Source organism: Rhodoferax sp. LS1R11, assembly GCF_056521395.1.
On sequence record NZ_JBWMAW010000026.1, the window covers coordinates 19,310 to 36,424 of the forward strand.

General features: G+C 58.7%; 19 protein-coding genes. 11 read left to right on the plus strand and 8 right to left on the minus strand.

The genetic code is table 11. From position 1 onward, the window contains the following. The first annotated feature begins 260 nt into the window (after positions 1 to 260). Both AC097N_RS20225 and coq7 read left to right on the plus strand, forming a co-directional pair. Entirely contained in the window at positions 261 to 1,376 is a 1,116-nt protein-coding gene (locus AC097N_RS20225; RefSeq protein WP_479583874.1) for a porin, read from the plus strand. A 122-nt stretch (positions 1,377 to 1,498) separates the two neighbouring features. Then, complete coding sequence (coq7, locus tag AC097N_RS20230) at positions 1,499 to 2,125, plus strand: 2-polyprenyl-3-methyl-6-methoxy-1,4-benzoquinone monooxygenase (RefSeq protein WP_479583875.1); 627 nt, start codon at positions 1,499 to 1,501, stop codon at positions 2,123 to 2,125. Between the two features lies 1 nt (position 2,126). Here the strand turns inward: coq7 and AC097N_RS20235 are convergent, their stop codons facing one another. Further along, positions 2,127 to 2,576 (minus strand): OsmC family protein, encoded by a 450-nt coding sequence (locus AC097N_RS20235; RefSeq protein WP_479583876.1) that lies wholly within the window; start codon positions 2,574 to 2,576, stop codon positions 2,127 to 2,129. A 120-nt stretch (positions 2,577 to 2,696) separates the two neighbouring features. Between AC097N_RS20235 and AC097N_RS20240 the strand changes: the two genes are divergently transcribed. The 5 genes from AC097N_RS20240 to AC097N_RS20260 are packed head-to-tail and all read left to right on the plus strand — an operon-like array spanning position 2,697 to position 7,504. Continuing rightward, positions 2,697 to 2,942: a type II toxin-antitoxin system Phd/YefM family antitoxin gene (locus tag AC097N_RS20240; RefSeq protein ID WP_479583877.1), complete on the plus strand. Its 246-nt coding sequence runs from the start codon at positions 2,697 to 2,699 to the stop codon at positions 2,940 to 2,942. Then, entirely contained in the window at positions 2,932 to 3,216 is a 285-nt protein-coding gene (locus AC097N_RS20245; RefSeq protein ID WP_479583878.1) for a type II toxin-antitoxin system RelE family toxin, read from the plus strand. Before AC097N_RS20240 ends, AC097N_RS20245 begins: the two co-directional genes overlap by 11 nt. A gap of 37 nt (positions 3,217 to 3,253) precedes the next feature. Continuing rightward, complete coding sequence (ilvA, locus tag AC097N_RS20250; protein ID WP_479583879.1) at positions 3,254 to 4,825, plus strand: threonine ammonia-lyase, biosynthetic; 1,572 nt, start codon at positions 3,254 to 3,256, stop codon at positions 4,823 to 4,825. After that, a complete protein-coding gene (locus tag AC097N_RS20255) occupies positions 4,822 to 5,724 on the plus strand; it encodes a 5'-nucleotidase (RefSeq protein WP_479583880.1) in 903 nt (300 codons plus the stop codon). The genes ilvA and AC097N_RS20255 overlap by 4 nt, the downstream gene beginning before the upstream one ends. 7 nt (positions 5,725 to 5,731) lie before the next feature. Further along, positions 5,732 to 7,504: an ABC transporter ATP-binding protein/permease gene (locus AC097N_RS20260; RefSeq protein ID WP_479583881.1), complete on the plus strand. Its 1,773-nt coding sequence runs from the start codon at positions 5,732 to 5,734 to the stop codon at positions 7,502 to 7,504. Here AC097N_RS20260 and queC read toward each other — a convergent pair. Then, entirely contained in the window at positions 7,477 to 8,199 is a 723-nt protein-coding gene (queC, locus tag AC097N_RS20265) for a 7-cyano-7-deazaguanine synthase QueC (RefSeq protein ID WP_479583882.1), read from the minus strand. The genes AC097N_RS20260 and queC overlap by 28 nt on opposite strands. Positions 8,200 to 8,222: 23 nt before the next feature. Further along, a complete protein-coding gene (locus AC097N_RS20270; protein WP_479583883.1) occupies positions 8,223 to 8,717 on the minus strand; it encodes a hypothetical protein in 495 nt (164 codons plus the stop codon). 152 nt (positions 8,718 to 8,869) lie between these two features. Between AC097N_RS20270 and AC097N_RS20275 the strand changes: the two genes are divergently transcribed. The 3 genes from AC097N_RS20275 to AC097N_RS20285 all read left to right on the plus strand — a co-directional run bounded on the left by AC097N_RS20275 (position 8,870) and on the right by AC097N_RS20285 (position 10,439). Next, on the plus strand, positions 8,870 to 9,181 hold the full coding sequence (locus tag AC097N_RS20275) for a VF530 family protein (protein ID WP_479583884.1): 312 nt from the start codon (positions 8,870 to 8,872) through the stop codon (positions 9,179 to 9,181). Further along, positions 9,178 to 9,828, plus strand: coding sequence for a phosphatase PAP2 family protein (locus AC097N_RS20280; protein WP_479583885.1), 651 nt, complete (start codon positions 9,178 to 9,180; stop codon positions 9,826 to 9,828). Before AC097N_RS20275 ends, AC097N_RS20280 begins: the two co-directional genes overlap by 4 nt. A gap of 113 nt (positions 9,829 to 9,941) precedes the next feature. Continuing rightward, positions 9,942 to 10,439 (plus strand): BON domain-containing protein, encoded by a 498-nt coding sequence (locus AC097N_RS20285; protein ID WP_479583886.1) that lies wholly within the window; start codon positions 9,942 to 9,944, stop codon positions 10,437 to 10,439. Here AC097N_RS20285 and AC097N_RS20290 read toward each other — a convergent pair. Genes AC097N_RS20290 through AC097N_RS20310 form a run of 5 tightly spaced genes read right to left on the minus strand, consistent with a single transcriptional unit; the run spans position 10,428 to position 14,987 of the window. Beyond that, positions 10,428 to 11,546 carry an alkene reductase gene (locus AC097N_RS20290; RefSeq protein ID WP_479583887.1) on the minus strand — a complete coding sequence of 373 codons (1,119 nt, stop codon included), beginning with the start codon at positions 11,544 to 11,546 and terminating at the stop codon, positions 10,428 to 10,430. The genes AC097N_RS20285 and AC097N_RS20290 overlap by 12 nt on opposite strands. A gap of 34 nt (positions 11,547 to 11,580) precedes the next feature. Further along, complete coding sequence (locus tag AC097N_RS20295; protein ID WP_479583888.1) at positions 11,581 to 12,336, minus strand: PRC-barrel domain-containing protein; 756 nt, start codon at positions 12,334 to 12,336, stop codon at positions 11,581 to 11,583. Positions 12,337 to 12,373: 37 nt separating this feature from the next. Continuing rightward, on the minus strand, positions 12,374 to 13,828 hold the full coding sequence (locus AC097N_RS20300) for a catalase (protein WP_479583889.1): 1,455 nt from the start codon (positions 13,826 to 13,828) through the stop codon (positions 12,374 to 12,376). Between the two features lie 35 nt (positions 13,829 to 13,863). Beyond that, positions 13,864 to 14,763: a hypothetical protein gene (locus tag AC097N_RS20305; protein ID WP_479583890.1), complete on the minus strand. Its 900-nt coding sequence runs from the start codon at positions 14,761 to 14,763 to the stop codon at positions 13,864 to 13,866. Positions 14,764 to 14,768: 5 nt separating this feature from the next. After that, positions 14,769 to 14,987 (minus strand): hypothetical protein, encoded by a 219-nt coding sequence (locus tag AC097N_RS20310; RefSeq protein ID WP_479583891.1) that lies wholly within the window; start codon positions 14,985 to 14,987, stop codon positions 14,769 to 14,771. Positions 14,988 to 15,222: 235 nt separating this feature from the next. On the opposite strand from AC097N_RS20310, the gene AC097N_RS20315 reads away from it, so the two are divergent. Then, the coding region (locus AC097N_RS20315; protein ID WP_479583892.1) for a PAS domain S-box protein at positions 15,223 to 17,115 on the plus strand (1,893 nt) is incomplete at its 3' end.

Sequence of the window (17,115 nt, forward strand, 5' to 3'; positions counted from 1 at the left end):
TTTTTTCGGCGATTTTTCTGGGGGAAACGTTGCCCGAATGAGACATTTCACGATCAGAAATCGCGGCTAACATCTATTTGTCACATCTTGTTACGGGAAAATTCCATGCTTTCGCCACTTGCCAACTAGGGAAAACACGTGTGAAGAAAAAGCCTAAAAGCGGCCGTTTTGTCTCTTCTGCGTCTTCTTGGGGATTGGCAGCCATGCAAAATTAAGCCGTGATTGATAGGTTGGTTAATTTCCGTTTTAAAAGGATTCAGATGAAAAACTACGCTACCCGCACTGCAACAACTCATTCAACGGTTCGCCTCATGGCCGCCGCTGCAGCCCTGTGCTGCGCCGGGGTCGCCAACGCTCAGTCATCCGTGACGCTGTACGGCATTGTTGACGCTGCCGTCGTTTACACCACCAACCAAGCTGGTGGTGCAAAGACCGCTATCGATGCAGGCCAACTGGCAACTTCGCGCTGGGGCTTTAAAGGGACTGAGGACTTAGGCGGTGGATTGAAAGCCAATTTCGCGCTGGAAGGTACATTGGCGAATGACACGGGTGCTGGTGGCTCAACTTTTGGCACGCCAGCAGTTGCCACCATGTTTGACCGCATTTCAACGGTTGGACTGTCGGGTGGCTTTGGAACGCTTGATCTGGGTCGCCAGAACATGCTGGGGGTGGGATCCGTGGGCTTGGCCGATCCAATAGGATTGGCACATGCAGGCACCAACCCCAACGTGCTTTACAGCGCCTTGAATTCTGGTGCCCTGTTTGGACTTTACGGCACCAATGGTGGCGGCACCGCGCTGCGTCAGAATAACTCGATCAAATATGTGACTCCAGTGATGTCTGGATTCATCGGTGCGGCGATGTATGGTTTTGGAGAGCAAGCTGGCAACACTTCAGGCAATTCCTACAAAGGCTTGTCTGGCACTTTTACTGATGGAAAATCGGGCGTTGCTATCGCTTATGCCAAGCTGCGGAACACCGCAGACACCGAAACATTGACTCTCGTTGGTGGTGGCGCGAAGTACGTCATGGATCCTTTGACGTTCAAACTGACGTACGTGCACAGTGAAGTCGACGCAACCAAACGCAAAATCGCCGTCATTGGTGCAGGCCTTGATTACGCTCTGTCGCCAGCGACAACATTGACTGGCGCTTACTACAGCACCAAATTGTCTGGTCAAGGCGACGGCAAAGGTGAACAATTCATTGCAATGGGCAAATATGCCTTGAGCAAGCGAACCATTGCCTACGCTTCGCTGACCTATGTGAAAGCTGGCTCCACGGCGGCTGGTGATCTGGCGATGACTTCGGGCTTGGTGACAGCTGGGAATACCACGGCTACTCGCACTGCAGTTGGCGTGATGCATTCGTTCTAAGGTTCAATCCAAACCTTCAAAAGCCCCGAAAGGGGCTTTTTTCGTTTCCGGGCATCCATGGAGCAAGCGCGGATAATCGAATTTTGTTCAAACGACAATTCCCAGAGGATTGACTTGTGTCCATGAGCCCCACAGACAAAATTTTCACCACTGCCGACGCAGCCCTGCGCACCCTGTTTGCCACGCCGCGTGCGGCCCAGCCCTGCCCGACCCTGCCGGGAGAAATAACCGAACTGTCAGCAGTCGAAAAAGCGCAGGCCGGGGCCCTGATGCGGGTCAACCATGTGGGCGAGGTTTGCGCCCAGGCGCTTTACACCGCTCAGGCGTTTGCTACCAAAAACGAAGCACTCCGCGCACACTATATAAAGGCAAGCGCCGAAGAAACTGACCATCTGGCATGGACCAAGCAACGCCTGGACGAACTTGGGCAGCGCCCGTCATTGCTGAATCCACTTTGGTACGCTGGCGCTTTTGGCCTGGGCCTGCTGGCGGGCCGACTGGGTGACAAGGTAAGTTTGGGCTTTGTGGTGGAGACTGAAAATCAGGTTGAAGCGCATCTGCAAAGCCACCTCACGCTGTTACCCGCCAACGACCACGCCTCACGCGCCATCGTGGCGCAAATGAAGGATGACGAGGCCCGTCACGCGCTGGATGCCCAGCACGCCGGCGCCATTGACCTGCCCCAGCCCGTCAAAACCCTGATGCGCGCAGCAGCCAAGGTGATGACGACGGTAGCGCACAGGATCTAAATCAACCTTCCAGCAAGTCAAAGCTGGTCGTGATCTCGGCTGTTTTGGCCAGCATGATGCTGGCTGAGCAGTATTTGTCATGGCTCATGGCAATGGCGCGCTCCACGGCAGATGCGGGAATACCTTTGCCGGTCACCGTGAAATGCATGTTGATGCGGGTGAACACCTTGGGGTCCACCTCGGCCCGCTCGGCCGTGAGTTTGACGGTGCAGCCGGTCACCACATGGCGCCCGCGCTTCAGGATCAGCACCACGTCATAGGCCGTGCAACCGCCGGTGCCTGCCAGTACCGTTTCCAGCGGACGCGGCGCCAGGTTCAGACCACCGTTTTCAGGTTTGACGGCATCCGGCGCGCCGTCCATCATCAATGTATGACCACTGCCGGTTTCAGCCACAAAACCCATGCCTGAGCGCGTACCCAAGGCCCCTGTCCAGCTCACTGTGCATTCCATTTCTTAACCTTTGTGTAAATTAACGCCATTGTCGAACAGACCATGCTCAGCGCAAAAAAATACTTTAATAAGTGCTATATTTAGCATTTAATAAAATTTCTTTTCCAATCTGGAGATGACATGGACACCGTTCTTTCTCATTTTGCGGTCAGCGTAACCGAGCTTAAACGCAACTACGCAGATATTCTCAAGCAGGCCGATGACGCCCCCATTGCCGTGCTCAACCACAATCGTCCGGAAGCGTACCTCCTGCCAGCGGGTCATTACGAGCGATTATTGGCTCACATTGAAGACCTGGAAGATGCCAAGTTAATACGCGAGCGTGCTGATGGGCCTTTTATTGAAGTCGATTTCAATGCCCTATAAGCTGCGTTTTCACGAACAGGCTTTGCGGGAATGGCAGCAACTGGACGCCAGTGTTCGAGAGCCTCTCAAAAAAAAACTGGCTGAACGCCTGGAGCTGCCCCGAATACCTTCAGCAGCACTGCATGGCATGGCGGATTGCTACAAAATCAAACTTCACAGCGTAGGCTACAGACTGATCTACCGCGTGGATGATTTGGAGGTTTTTGTGACCGTCATCGCCACCGGAAAACGCGACAAAAACCGGGCGTACCGAACTGCCCAAGATCGCCTGTAAAACACTTCATCCAAACCCTACCAACGATTAAATTCTTATGACGTCTGCATCCAGGGCCAAAGCACTCAAACCCGCCGATTACCTCAAAAAGATCCTGACTGCCCGTGTTTATGACGTGGCGATCGAGACTGCGCTGGAGCCTGCCAAAGCGCTGGGCAAACGGCTGCACAACACGGTACTGCTCAAGCGCGAAGACCAGCAGCCCGTGCGCAGCTTCAAGCTGCGTGGCGCCTACAACAAAATGGCGCAGCTCACACCCGAGCAACTCAAAAAGGGCGTGATTTGCGCATCCGCCGGCAACCACGCCCAGGGTGTGGCGCTCAGCGCACAGCGGTTGGGCACCCGCGCGGTCATTGTGATGCCCACCACCACGCCGCAGGTCAAGATTGACGCCGTGCGCGGCTTTGGTGGCGAGGTCGTGTTGCATGGCGAGAGCTACTCGGACGCTTACACCCACGCCGCAGCGCTGGAGAAAAAGCAGGGCCTGACCTTTGTACATCCCTTTGACGACCCGGACGTGATTGCAGGCCAGGGCACGATTGCCATGGAAATCCTGCGCCAGCTGCAGGGCCATGGCTCGAACCGGCTCGATGCCGTGTTTGTGGCGATTGGTGGCGGCGGCCTGATTTCAGGCGTGGCCAACTACATCAAGGCGGTGCGGCCCGAGATCAAGGTCATCGGCGTGCAGATGAACGACTCCGATGCCATGGCGCAGTCCGTCACGGCCAAAAAACGCGTGACGCTGCCCGACGTGGGCCTGTTCTCGGACGGCACCGCCGTGAAACTGGTGGGGGAAGAAACTTTTCGCATCGCACGCGGCCTGGTTGATGAATTTGTGATTGTGGACACCGACGCCGTGTGTGCCGCCATCAAGGACGTGTTTGTGGACACGCGCAGCATTGTTGAACCGGCCGGCGCTTTGGCCGTGGCGGCCATCAAGCAGTATGTTGACACGCACAAAACCAAGGGCGAAACCTACGCCGCCATTTTGTGCGGCGCCAACATGAACTTTGACCGCCTGCGCTTTGTGGCGGAGCGCGCCGAGGTAGGTGAAGAGCGCGAAGCCCTGTTTGCGGTGACGATTCCCGAAGAGCGCGGCAGCTTCAAGCGCTTTTGCGAACTGATCGGCAACCTGCCCGGTGGGCCGCGCAACGTGACGGAATTCAATTACCGCATCAGTGACGAAAAAAATGCCCACGTGTTCATGGGCCTGACCACCCACGGCAAAGGTGAGTCGACCAAAATCGCCGCCAATTTCACCAAGCACCGTTTTGCCGCGCTGGACTTGACGCACGATGAGCTGGCCAAAGAGCACATTCGCCACATGGTGGGCGGGCACTCCAAGCTGGCACAAGACGAGCGTTTGCTGCGCTTTGTGTTCCCCGAGCGGCCGGGCGCGCTGCTCAAGTTCCTGAACCTGATGCGTCCGGGCTGGAACATCAGCCTGTTTCACTACCGCAACCAGGGCGCGGACTATGGCCGCATTCTGGTAGGGCTGCAGGTACCCCAGGCCGACAACAAGGCCTTTGCCAAGTTTTTGGAAACGCTGGGTTACCCCTACGTCGAAGAAACCAACAACCCCGTTTACCGGATGTTTTTGCAGACATGAGCGCCTCCCTGGACGGCAAGCTGGTGGTGGCGATCTCAAGCCGGGCGTTGTTCGACTTTGAGCAGGAGAACGAGGTCTTTGAACAGGGTGATGACCGCGCCTACATGCGCCTGCAACTCGACCGTCTGGAGCACCCCGCCAAACCGGGCGTGGCGTTTTCGCTGGTCAAAAAGCTGCTGGCCTTCAACGACGCGCAGACGCAGCGGGTGGAGGTGGTCATCCTCTCGCGCAACGACCCGGTCAGCGGCCTGCGGGTGATGAAGTCGGCCGCGCATTACGCACTGCCGATCATTCGCTGCACCTTCACCCGCGGCGAGGCGCCCTGGCGCTACCTCAAACCCCTGCACGCCAACCTGTTTTTGAGCACCCACCTGAGTGATGTACGCGCGGCTCTGGAGGCCGGTGTACCCGCCGCACAGGTGTATCCGCATTCGGTCCATGCGGGCGAGGCCTACCCACACGAAGTGCGCATTGCCTTTGACGGCGACGCAGTGCTGTTCAGTGACGAAGCCGAGCGGGTGTACCAGTCCCACGGCTTGAGTGCCTTCCAGCAGCACGAGACCGACAAGGCCGCCCTGCCCTTGCCCGATGGCCCTTTCAAGCCCTTGCTGGTCGCCCTGCACCGGCTGCAAGAGGCAGCAACACCGGCCATGCGCATCCGCACTGCGCTGGTGACCGCCCGCAGTGCCCCGGCGCACGAGCGCGCCATTCGCACCCTGATGAACTGGAACATCGAGGTGGACGAGGCCATGTTCCTCGGCGGTCTGGGCAAGGGAGAGTTCCTGCGGGAATTTGAGCCCGATTTTTTCTTTGACGACCAGACGGGTCACGTGGACTCGGCTTCCCAGCATGTGCCGTCGGGCCATGTGGCCAGCGGCATTTCCAACCCGGCTCGCTAAATCACCCATGACCCTGCATCAAAAACTCCATGCGTTCAAGACCTTTGTTGCCCAAGCCTGGGCGCTGACAAAGCCCTACTTCCAGTCTGATCAGAAGTTGAAAGCCCGTGGTCTGCTCGCGGCCATCATCGCGCTCAACCTGGGCCTGGTCTACATGGCGGTGCTGTTCAACGACTGGAACAAGCTGTTTTACGACGCGCTGCAGGAGAAAAATGCCACAGTGTTCTGGGCACAACTGGGGCGTTTCACCTGGCTGGCGTTCGCCTTCATCATCATTGCGGTCTACAAGTTTTACCTCACCCAACTGCTGGAGATGCGCTGGCGCGCCTGGATGACGGGCCACTATCTGCAGCGCTGGCTCGCCAATCACGCTTTTTACCAGCTGGAGCTGGCGCGCTTCACCGTCCAGCCCAACGGCGACGCCAAAAACCCCGACAACCCCGACCAGCGGATTCAGGAAGACATCAACCAGTTCACCAGTTACACGATTTCCCTGACCATGGGGCTGCTCAACGCCGTGGTCACGCTGGCCAGCTTTGTCGGCATTTTGTGGGGCCTGTCGGGCGGGTTTGCTTTTACCGTTAATGGCAGCGCGTACAACATTCCCGGCTTCATGGTCTGGATGGCGGTGCTGTACTGCTTGGCGGGTAGCGTGCTCACGCACTACATCGGGCGGCCGCAGATCAAGCTGAATTTTGAGCAGCAGCGCGTCGAGGCTGATTTCCGTCACCACATGGTGCGGGTGCGCGAATACAGCGAATCGATCGCGCTGGACAAGGGCGAAACCGTGGAGCGGGCGCAGCTGGAGCTGCGCTTTTCGCGCGTGCTGGCCAATTACCTGGCGCTGATCAAGGCGCAGAAAAACCTGGTCTGGTTCACCAGCTTTTTCGGGCAGGCCGCCGTGGTGTTTCCGTTTGTGGTGGCTGCACCGCGTTTTTTCAGCGGTGCGATCCAGCTCGGCGAGCTGATGCAAATCTCCAGCGCCTTTGGTCAGGTGCAGGGTGCACTGAGCTGGTTTGTGGACAGCTACAGCAGCCTGGCCAGCTGGCGTGCCACAACCGATCGCCTCACCAGTTTTGAAGCATCTTTTACGGCTCTAGCCCTTGATAGTCGTGCGCAAGCAGCTACTAATTCAGTAGCACTTGACGCCCATGACTTGACGGTAGCACTGCCCAACGGGGCGGTACTGCTGGCGGGTACGGCGCTGCATGCAGGGCCGGGCGACAGTGTGCTGCTGCAGGGGCCCTCGGGCAGTGGCAAGTCCACGCTGTTTCGCACGATTGCAGGTATTTGGCCTTTTGCCAGCGGCACGGTGACCCGGCCGCTGGACGCCATGTTCATTCCGCAGCGTCCCTATTTTCCCAATGGGCCACTGCGCGATGCACTGGCCTACCCCGACGCGCCCACCCGCTACACCGACGTGCAACTGCGCCAGGCCCTCAGTGACGCCCTGCTGCCGCAAATGGCAGACCAGCTGGATCAATCGGATGCATGGAGCCAGAAGCTCTCGGGCGGCGAACAACAGCGCCTGGCCATTGCCCGTGTGCTGTTGAAAAAACCGGCCTGGGTGTTTGCCGACGAGGCCACAAGTGCGCTGGACGAAGCCACAGAGAAATTTATATATAAAAGGCTTCTAGCCCAGGTAGGTAGTGCGGGAGGTGCTATTATTTCAATAGCACACAGACCCAGTGTTGCCGCGTTCCATGCCCATCAGTGGCAACTGGAGAAGCAGCCCGAAGGCGCCAGCGCGCGCTACAAGCTGGTCGAGAAACGCTCGTAGCCTCGGGCCCGCAACTCGCAAGCCGGGCAGGTGCCGCAGCCGTAGCCCCATGAGTGGCGGTGTTCACGGTCACCCAAATAACAGGTGTGGGTGTGTTCGATGATCAAATCCACCAGCGCTTGCCCGCCCTGGGCGCTGCCCGACTGGGCCCCCAGCTCGTAGGCCAGGGCCCAGGTGGCGGCCTTGTCGATCCACATCAACGGGGTTTCAATCAAGAAGCGCTTGTCCATGCCTAGTGACAAAGCCAGTTGCATGGCCTTGATGGTGTCGTCGCGGCAATCGGGGTAGCCTGAAAAATCGGTTTCACAAACGCCCGTGACCATCACCTGCAGGTCACGCCGGTATGCCACGGCGGCCGCCAGCGTTAAAAAAAGCAGATTGCGTCCGGGCACAAAGGTGTTGGGCAAACCACTTTGTTCCATCTTGAAAGCGGTGTCGCGCGTCAGTGAGGTCTCGCTCACTTCACCCAATACGGCCAGGTCCAGCAGATGGTCTTCACCCAGTTTGGTGGCCCATTGGGGAAACTGGCGGCGAATCTCGGACAAGACCTTGACGCGTGCTTCAAGCTCGACGTGGTGGCGTTGCCGGTAGTCAAAGGCGATGGTTTCCACCCGCTCGTATTTGCTGAGCGCCTGGGCCAGGCAAGTGGTGGAGTCTTGTCCACCCGAAAAAAGTACAAGTGCGGTCGTGTGCATCCCCCCAATGTTAGGGGAAACCGCTACATTTTTTCGGGTTTGGTGATTTTCCCGGGTGAGTAAGTGAGTGGCTCTGCGGCCAATGCCCCCGACTTGGCGACGACCTCCAGTTGATCCGCCTCCACCGGATTTTTGGCAGGCTCAACGGTCACCGCGCTGGCACTGGCCGTCCACATGGACTTGATGTGTGCCATCAACACTTTTGACAGCGGCTCCGGTGCCGGGTTCTCCGCCTTCTCGGGCGCCGGTTTGTGCAGTGTCCAGTCTCGGGGCTCGGTGGGTGGGTCCAGCACGCGCCGCATGGGGTCCGCGACATTGCTGTAAACAGGATCGTTCGAACCCGGTTTGCTGGTTTGATTGACCAGGTTGATCACGCTGGGCGTGGGTGCGGTCGACTGCGAGTCCCTCGCCACCGGATGGACCGGGGCAACAGCGGCAACCTTGGTCACCACCACGGACACCGCCTCCGCGCCAGATGGCCTCGGATGGGAGATTCGCTCAATGGGAGGCAGTTGCATGATGGGTCAAGCCGGTAGGGTTAAGAGGGTAATTTTTATGTTCGTATCTTTCTTAACGGCAGAACTGGCGGCTTATTTAGGCCTAATTTCATAAACCAGTGCTTTTTTATTCGGTTACAAGTGGCGACACCCTGAGATGCGAAAATCAAACCATGCAAGACCCCTCCTCCCCCCCCGAACAACCCGCAGCCAAGATGGCCACGCAGGCGCACAACCCCTTGCACGGGCTGACGCTGGAGGCCATCGTCACTGCGCTGGTGGCCCATTACGGGTGGGTGGGACTGGGTGAACGCATCCCGGTGCGCTGCTTCATCAGCGATCCCAGCGTGGGGTCGAGCCTTAAATTCCTGCGCAAAACCCCTTGGGCTCGTGACAAGGTCGAAGGCCTGTATCTTTTCATGTTGCGTGAAAGCCGTCGCGCCGGGACCCCCCTTCTACCAACCCCACCGCGGACGGCCCCATGAGCCCCGACACACCGGTTGGCATCCCGTTCTGGCACCTGCTCACCCGCCTGGGTGAGATGCAAATCCTGTTGCCCGCGGCCGCGCTGGCCTTGGTGTCCCTGTTCTGGCGGCCCGATGCACGGCGCCTGGCCGGGTTCTGGGTCCTGTTTCTTCTGGGCTCCACGCTGGTCACAACAGCCAGCAAAGTAGCGTTCATTGGTTGGGGCATTGGCATATCCGCGATTGACTTCACGGGTTTCTCCGGCCACGCCATGTTTGCGGCGGCCGTCTACCCCTTGCTATTCACCACCCTGGCGTCACACGCACCGCGCGGCGCGCAACGGCTGGCCTTGGCGGGCGGTTTTGCACTGGCTCTGCTGGTGGGAATTTCGCGCATTGAAGTTGGCGCGCACTCTTGGTCTGAAGTGATTGCCGGTCTGTTGCTGGGTGGCGCCGTCAGCGTTGCAGCCCTGGTGCAGGCCAACCTCCCACGCGCGGCCATCGGGCGCCAGGTGCCTGTGCTGGTGGCGGTGTGGCTGCTGATCATGCCGATTCACGCGCCTCAGACACAGTCACACTCGTTGGTCACACGCCTGTCACTCACCTTGTCTGGGAAGTTGGCACCGCACACCCGGCACGATATGTTGCGGGACCAGCGCCCCAGTTGAGCCCCGGTCGGAACAGGCCGACCGTGAACACCCTGGCTCAAAGCGTGCCACCGCACAGATAAAGTGGTGCGCAGCCAGCATAGTCAAGCTCCACCCTAGACGGAGCGTCGGCCATGCAAGCACATATGCCACTTCAACATCTCGCCCATCCCGAGACGCACAGCGACGCCAACATCACGCGTTCGGCAGAAAACCTGATGCTCTGGCTCACGCACTGGCCTAAAAATGCCATCAAGGTGAACGTGAGAGAGGGCTGGGTCACCCTGACGGGCGAAGTCAACCTTCAATTCCAGAAAAAAGACGCCGCCGAGGCGGTCCGCTTCCTGATGGGCGTCACCGGCGTGACCAACAAAATCACCATCAAACACACCCTGTCATTTGGGGCCGTCAGGTCGGACATCGAAGCCGACCTGAAGCGCCACGCGCAGGAGAACATTTGTGTGATCGTTGAAGGCGGCGAAGTGACCTTGACCGGCATTGTTCACAGCCCGATTGAACGGGCACTCGCCGGACAATCAGCCTGGGGCACACCCGGCGTCAACCGTGTCATGAACCACATCACCGTGGTTCAGCAAGGACTCTCGGTCACACCGCAAACCTTACCCAGGTAGCGCGGGATAGTCCGTGTAACCCTTGGCACCACCGCCGTAATAGGTCGTGCGGTCGCCAACGTTGAATGACCCGCCCCGGTGCAGTCGTTCAACCAGGTCAGGGTTCGCAATGAACGGGCGACCAAAGGCGAGCAGTTCAGCACCGTCTGCCAGCGCCTGTTCGGCCAAAGCCTTGTCCAGGCCATTGTTCACCATCCAGGCCCCTTTGCCGCCTGCCTCTCGGTAAGCAGTCTGCAGTGCCGCATAGTCAAAGGGGCGATCTGGCAATTCGCGGGCGCCGCCCGTGGCACCTTCAATGATGTGAATGTAGGCCAGATGCAGCGGGGCCAACTCCCGCACCACATAGTCAAACAAGGGCTGCGGATCTGAATCAAAGGCGTCGTTGGCCGGGGTCACGGGCGACAGGCGAATGCCGGTGCGCCCACCACCAATGGCGCCGGTCACCGCCCGCACCACTTCCAGCAGCAAGCGGGCCCGGTTTTCAATGCTGCCACCAAAATCATCCGTGCGGTGGTTGGAACCGCTTTTCAGAAACTGGTCCAACAGGTAACCATTGGCGCCATGGATTTCGACGCCATCAAACCCTGCGGTTTCCACGGCATTGCGGGCAGCAGCCTGGTAGCTGTGCACGATGCCGGGCAATTCTTCTGCCCGCAGCGCACGCGGGGCCGAGGTTGGTACAAACTGGGGCACACCGTCCTTGATCAGCACGGTTTGGGTTTTCGCCGTGATGGCCGATGGTGCCACGGGCTGAGCCCCCTCAGCTTGCAAATCGGTGTGCGACACCCGGCCCACATGCCACAACTGCACCACGATCTTGCCGCCCGCCGCATGCACGCTCTGAGTGACATGCTTCCAGCCGTCCAGTTGTTCGGTCCCATACAGGCCCGGCACATCGGAATAGCCCTGCCCCTGCTGGCTGATGGCCGTCGCCTCTGAAATGAGCAGGCCCGCGCTGGCGCGCTGGGTGTAGTACTCCGCCATCAGCGGGGTCGGGATGGCATCGGGGGCCCGGTTTCGGGTGAGTGGCGCCATCACAATGCGGTTGGCGAGCTGGAGGTCACCGACGCGAACGGCGTCAAACAGGCTGGGTGTTGTGCTTGTCATGGGTTTCATGGTTCCTTGTGGGGTTGTTCAAAGTTCAGGGCTGCTCGGCCCAATAGCCAGCGCGTCCATAGTGGTTAAAGGTACTGATTTCTTGCGCCCGGTCAAGCCCTGCTGCCGGGTCGTAAGGGGGCGCGTCCTGGATGGCCTGGCGCGTCAGGTTGACCGACACAGTAGAGTCCGGCCAACTCACGCTCTGAATCCATTGTGGCGCAACCAGCACTTGATGGCCCAGCCACCAGTTGCTGGTATCGACCACCAGGTACCGAATGGCCCAGGTCTCTTCATCCACCAACAAACCCTCCACGTGGCCGATGTCACCATCGGTCGCATGAATGCTGTAGCCGGTGACCGCGTTGAAACTGCGCAGATGAGGATTGTCCACCGCCTGCGAGACCTCTGTGGTGGCCAACGCAGCGCCTGGCGCTGTCATGTTCGGGTACATCTCGTCACCCCAAAGGCCTGTGCCATCCCAATAGTAGGGATAGCCGTAGTACCCGAGGTACTGAATCTCGTGCTGGCGGGACACCGGTTTGTCGGTGTCGATATCCGGGCTGTCCTTGACCTGCGCCATCGTCATCGAAACGGGCAACACTTCTTGCGACCAGTCCGGCGTGCCGACGGCCACGGGCGAGATCAAGACCTTGCGGCTCGACAGCCAGGAACCCGTTTCAACCACCAGGTAACGAATCACCCAGACCCGGTCATCGAAATAAAAATCTTTCACATTGCCTACCACGCCATCCGTGGCCTGAATGGCATATTTCTTCAAGTCTTTCATGCTGCGTAACATCGGTTTTTCTCCTTCAAGGGGTTGATCGGCGTCGTGACTATGCGGGCTTGACGCCCAGGATGCCAAGGCCCACCGCCACGCGGTGTCCGTAGTCCGGGTCCGCCTTGACGAAATGGGCCACTTGCCGCTCTTGAATGAAGGTGGGCACCGTCTTCAGCACCCCCACCAGATTGCCAACCAGCTGCGCCTTCTGGTCTTCATTCATCAAACGGTACAGGGCACCGGCCTGGCTGTAGTCCTCATTGCCATCGTGATGGTCAAAGCGCCCTGCCATTCCGTATAGCTTCAAAGGGGGCTCCTGCACGGTCGGGTCATCCACCGGACCATCGAAGCTGTTGGGCTCGTAATTGACTGTGCCGCCACCATTGCCATCAAAACGGGTCTGGCCGTCGCGGTGGTAAGTGTTCACCGGGCCATGCGGCTTGTTGATGGGCAAGGCCGCATAGTTGATGCCAATGCGATAGCGATGCGCATCGGGATAGGACATCAACCGGGCCTGCAGCACCTTGTCGGGCGATGCGCCCATGCCCGGCGGCATGTTGCCGGGCTCGAACGCGGCCTGCTCCACCTCGGCAAAGTAGTTTTCAGGATTTCGGTTGAGTTCCAGAATACCGACATCCATGGGCGGGTAGTCGGCATGCGGCCACACCTTGGTGAGGTCGAACGGATGAATGGCGTACGTCTGCGCCTCGGCCTCCGGCATGATCTGGATCTGAACTTGCCACCGCGGAAAGTCGCTGCGTTCAATGGCGTCATGCAGGTCGCGGCGGTGGTAATCAAGATCGACCCCGGCAATGTCCGCCGCTTCAGCGTTGGTGAGCGTCTTGATGCCCTGCAGGGTTTTGAAGTGCCATTTGACCCAAAACCGTTCACCCGCGTCGTTCCACAGGCTGTAGGTGTGGCTCGAATAACCGTTCATATGACGCAGGCTGGCCGGGATGCCACGGTCCGAAAAAAGCGTGGTGACCTGGTGCAGTGACTCTGGCGACAGACTCCAAAAATCCCATTGCATGGTGTTGTCCCGCAGCCCGGTGGCGGGGTCACGTTTTTGTGAATGAATAAAGTCGGAAAATTTGAGTGCGTCGCGAACAAAGAACACCGGCGTGTTGTTGCCGACCATGTCCCAATTGCCCTCCTCGGTGTAAAACTTCAAGGAGAACCCGCGGGGGTCGCGCGCGGTATCGGCGGAACCCATTTCGCCGGCCACGGTGGAAAATCGTCCAAACATGGGGCAAGTGTTGCCCACTTTGGCAAACAGCTTGGTGCGCGTGTAACGGGAAATATCACCCGTCACGGTGAACGTGCCGTGCGCTCCAGCGCCCTTGGCATGCACCACTCGCTCAGGCACCCGCTCGCGGTTGAAATGCGCCATCTTCTCCAGGAGCTGGTAGTCCTGCATCAGCGCCGGACCACGGGGACCTGCCGTCTGGGTGTTCTGGTTGTCAGCCACCGGGGTACCAGCGGCTGTCGTCATATGAGGGCATTTGTTCATCGGTTTCTCGCGGGTTGTTGTGATCGATCGGGCAGTCAATACACGGTTTGCTGACGCAGGTTTTCTGCACGCTTCATGTCAAGGTACTGAGCACGGTCCATTTCGTGCAATTGCCGGGGGTACTTCTCGACGGCACTGAACCAGCTTTGCATCCGCTTTTCGAACTGCAGCGCTGGCGCTTCACGCGAGGAAGCCAGGTAGCTATCAATGGCCAGGTAATAACGCATGGTGTTGCGCTCCACCATGCCACGTACACCACCAATGAAGTCGGGCAGACCAGCTGCCGATGTGCCCACCACGGTAAACCCGACCTTGCCGCGACCCAGCGTGCCAAGGTACGTCTGTACTGCCAGCCGACCCGCAAAATTCATCGAATAAGCGTAGGTCAGGTGCAGGAATGTTTTGTCATTGGGCAGGGCCACCGCTTCAAGCACGATGCGGTAGTCGCTCGTGCCCAATGGTCCTGCCTTGGCACCCAGAGTTATTTCCAGGTAATCCGGTGTGGTGGATGTCACGCTGTAGCTAAAGTCCAGCCGCGCAGCCTTGCTCAGTTCTTCAGGCGTTTTTTTGCCAATATGTACTTTCAGCGTCGTGCCTGCGGGGGCAATCGTCGCACGACAGTACTTGGTATTGATGTGCAAAAGCATCACATCACACCAGTGGCCCGGGTCATTCAGGCCAGCGTTCACCACAGAAAAAGGGTAGTCGACAACGGCGTAAATATCGCCCTTCAGTTGATTGGGTGTTTCAACAGAAGCCACCACCAACTCGCGTTTGAAGGGGTTCTGACGCAGCAGTGCGTCCATCGCGCCATAAGTTTCACGCAGGACGACGCCCGGGTCCGCTTTCGCAGTAACGGCGAACGGCGCGCTGACCGCGCAGACCAAGAGCAGGCTTTGCAGCCAGCACCTCAACCTGCGCAGGGGCAGGCACATGCGGCTTACTTGGCGACTTCGTGACCGATCACGCCGCCCACCGCCGCACCAGCACCGGTGCAAAGAACGCCGCCGCACAACACGTTGCCCGCAACACCACCAATCACGGCACCCGTGGCCGTGGCTTTTTCGCTTCGGGTCATACCGGCGCAGCCGCCCAGTGCAACGGCCGTCAGCAATAGCACAGCGGGCAACACCCGAGAAAATCGTTTTGTCATGTTCATGGTAATTTCTCCAAATCCATCCTGAAAATCAAGTCGTGAAACACCTTGAACAGGTGCTGGCACGGGCGAGATTCCATTGTTGGCCTTTCAATCACATTCTTCTGTGCGCCTGCGTACATAGGCTGAAAACAGTGCCTTATGTGCGCTATCGAACGAAGAATATCCCTTCCGCCCGATAGCATGAGCCCCGGCTGGTTCCTATTTGAAATGTCGTCGGGAAAACAGGTACTCCTTTTTGAAAGCTATTAATAGAACTGTCGCCTGGCTTGTTACCGCAGCCCTGCTGTTGGCCCTGGGCGTGTCAGTCTCGTTTTGGTCTTTCCGGCAGATCCAGCATGCGGACCAGGCGCGCAAGTCAACCTTCCACTTGCTGGGCAGTACCCATGAATTGCTGAACGCGCTCAAAGACGCCCAGACCAGTCAGCGCATTTACCTGTCCACCCAGGAAGAGGCTGACCTCAAGTCGTTTGTGGCAGCACGAAATGATGTGCAGGTCCGGTTTGAACAACTCAGGCGTGTGGCCCTGGACAGCGCACAGCAGCAACCAATGATGGCACTCAAACCGCTGATTGACCAGGCGTTTGCACCCACAGGGCCGGAGATAGATGCGCACTCCTTGGCGGCTGTACGGCTTGGCATGAGGCAGTTCATTCAGGTACATGAAGCCGCGCTCCAGCAGGAGGAAGTCCAGTTTCAACTCAAGATGAGTGGGCTGTTTGTCATCATCATCGCAGCGACCGCACTCACGCTGGCCTTTGCCCTGGCCGCTGCCTATTTGATCTACCGCGAATCGCAACAGCGCATCAAGAACATGATTCACCTGGAAACGCAGCATTTGCTCGATTTGCAGTGGGCCACCAATGACAAACTGATGCTGGCCAACACCACCTTGCAAGTCAGCGAGGAGCGGCTTGCAGTGACGCTGAATTCAATTGGTGATGCGGTGATGGCCACCGACACCGGAGCCTGCGTGACGCTCATGAATCCCATTGCCGAAAAGCTCACGGGCTGGACCCAGGCGCAGGCCTTCGGACTGCGCATTGACGAGGTCTTGCACATTGTCGACAAGTCCAGTCGCAGCCCGGTCCATGTGTTGATTGACGACACCCTGGCCAACGGCACCATACATGCACTGAGCAACCACAAAGTACTGATCTCACACACCGGTGGCGAATGCGATATCGCTCAGAGCTGCGCGCCTATTCGTGACCGTGAAAACCAGGTGGTGGGTGCGGTGCTGGTCATCCGCAATGTGACACTGGAAAATGCCACCCAACAGGCCTTGCGTGACAGTTCTGAACTGGTGCAGACGATTGTCAACACGGTGGCCGACGGCATCGTCACGGTGCGGGCCAGCGATGGCGTGGTTCAGACGGCAAATCCCGCAGCCGAACGGATGTTTGGCTACCGCGCGGCCGAGGTGATCGGCAAGAACATCCGCGACTTGGTACCCACGCACGACGGTCTGTATCAAAGCGGCGCCGGGCGCGAACTTGAGGGACAACGCCAGGACGGCAGCGTTTTCCCCCTTGAGATGACGGTAAGCGAAATGCAACTGGGTGGACAACGGTTTTTCACCGGTCTATTGCGGGACATCACGGTTAGAAAACGTGTATCCGCTGAATTGGAAAGTGCGAGGGTGATGGCAGACAAGGCCAACCTGGCCAAATCTGACTTTCTCTCCAGCATGAGCCACGAACTGCGCTCCCCCCTCAACGCCATCCTGGGTTTTGCCCAGCTGATGGACTCCGGCTCGCCCGCCCCCTCACCCAGCCAGAAAGCCAGCATCGACCAGATTCTGCGCGGGGGCTGGTACCTGCTGGAGTTGATCAACGAGATTCTGGACCTCGCCTCCATCGAGTCGGGCAAGCTCTCCATGCTGCTGGAGCCCACAGCACTCCATGAGGTGTTGCTGGACTGCCAGTCGATGATGGAGCCGCTGGCCCAGCAAAAGAGTATTCGCATGACGTTTGGCGAGTTTGACGGCGCCGCCTGTGTGCTGGCCGACCGGACCCGGCTCAAGCAGGTGCTGGTGAACCTGCTCTCCAATGCCATCAAGTACAACCGCACAGGCGGCACGGTAGAGGTGGACTGCAGCGTGACAGCGGCTGGGCGCATGCGCATCAGC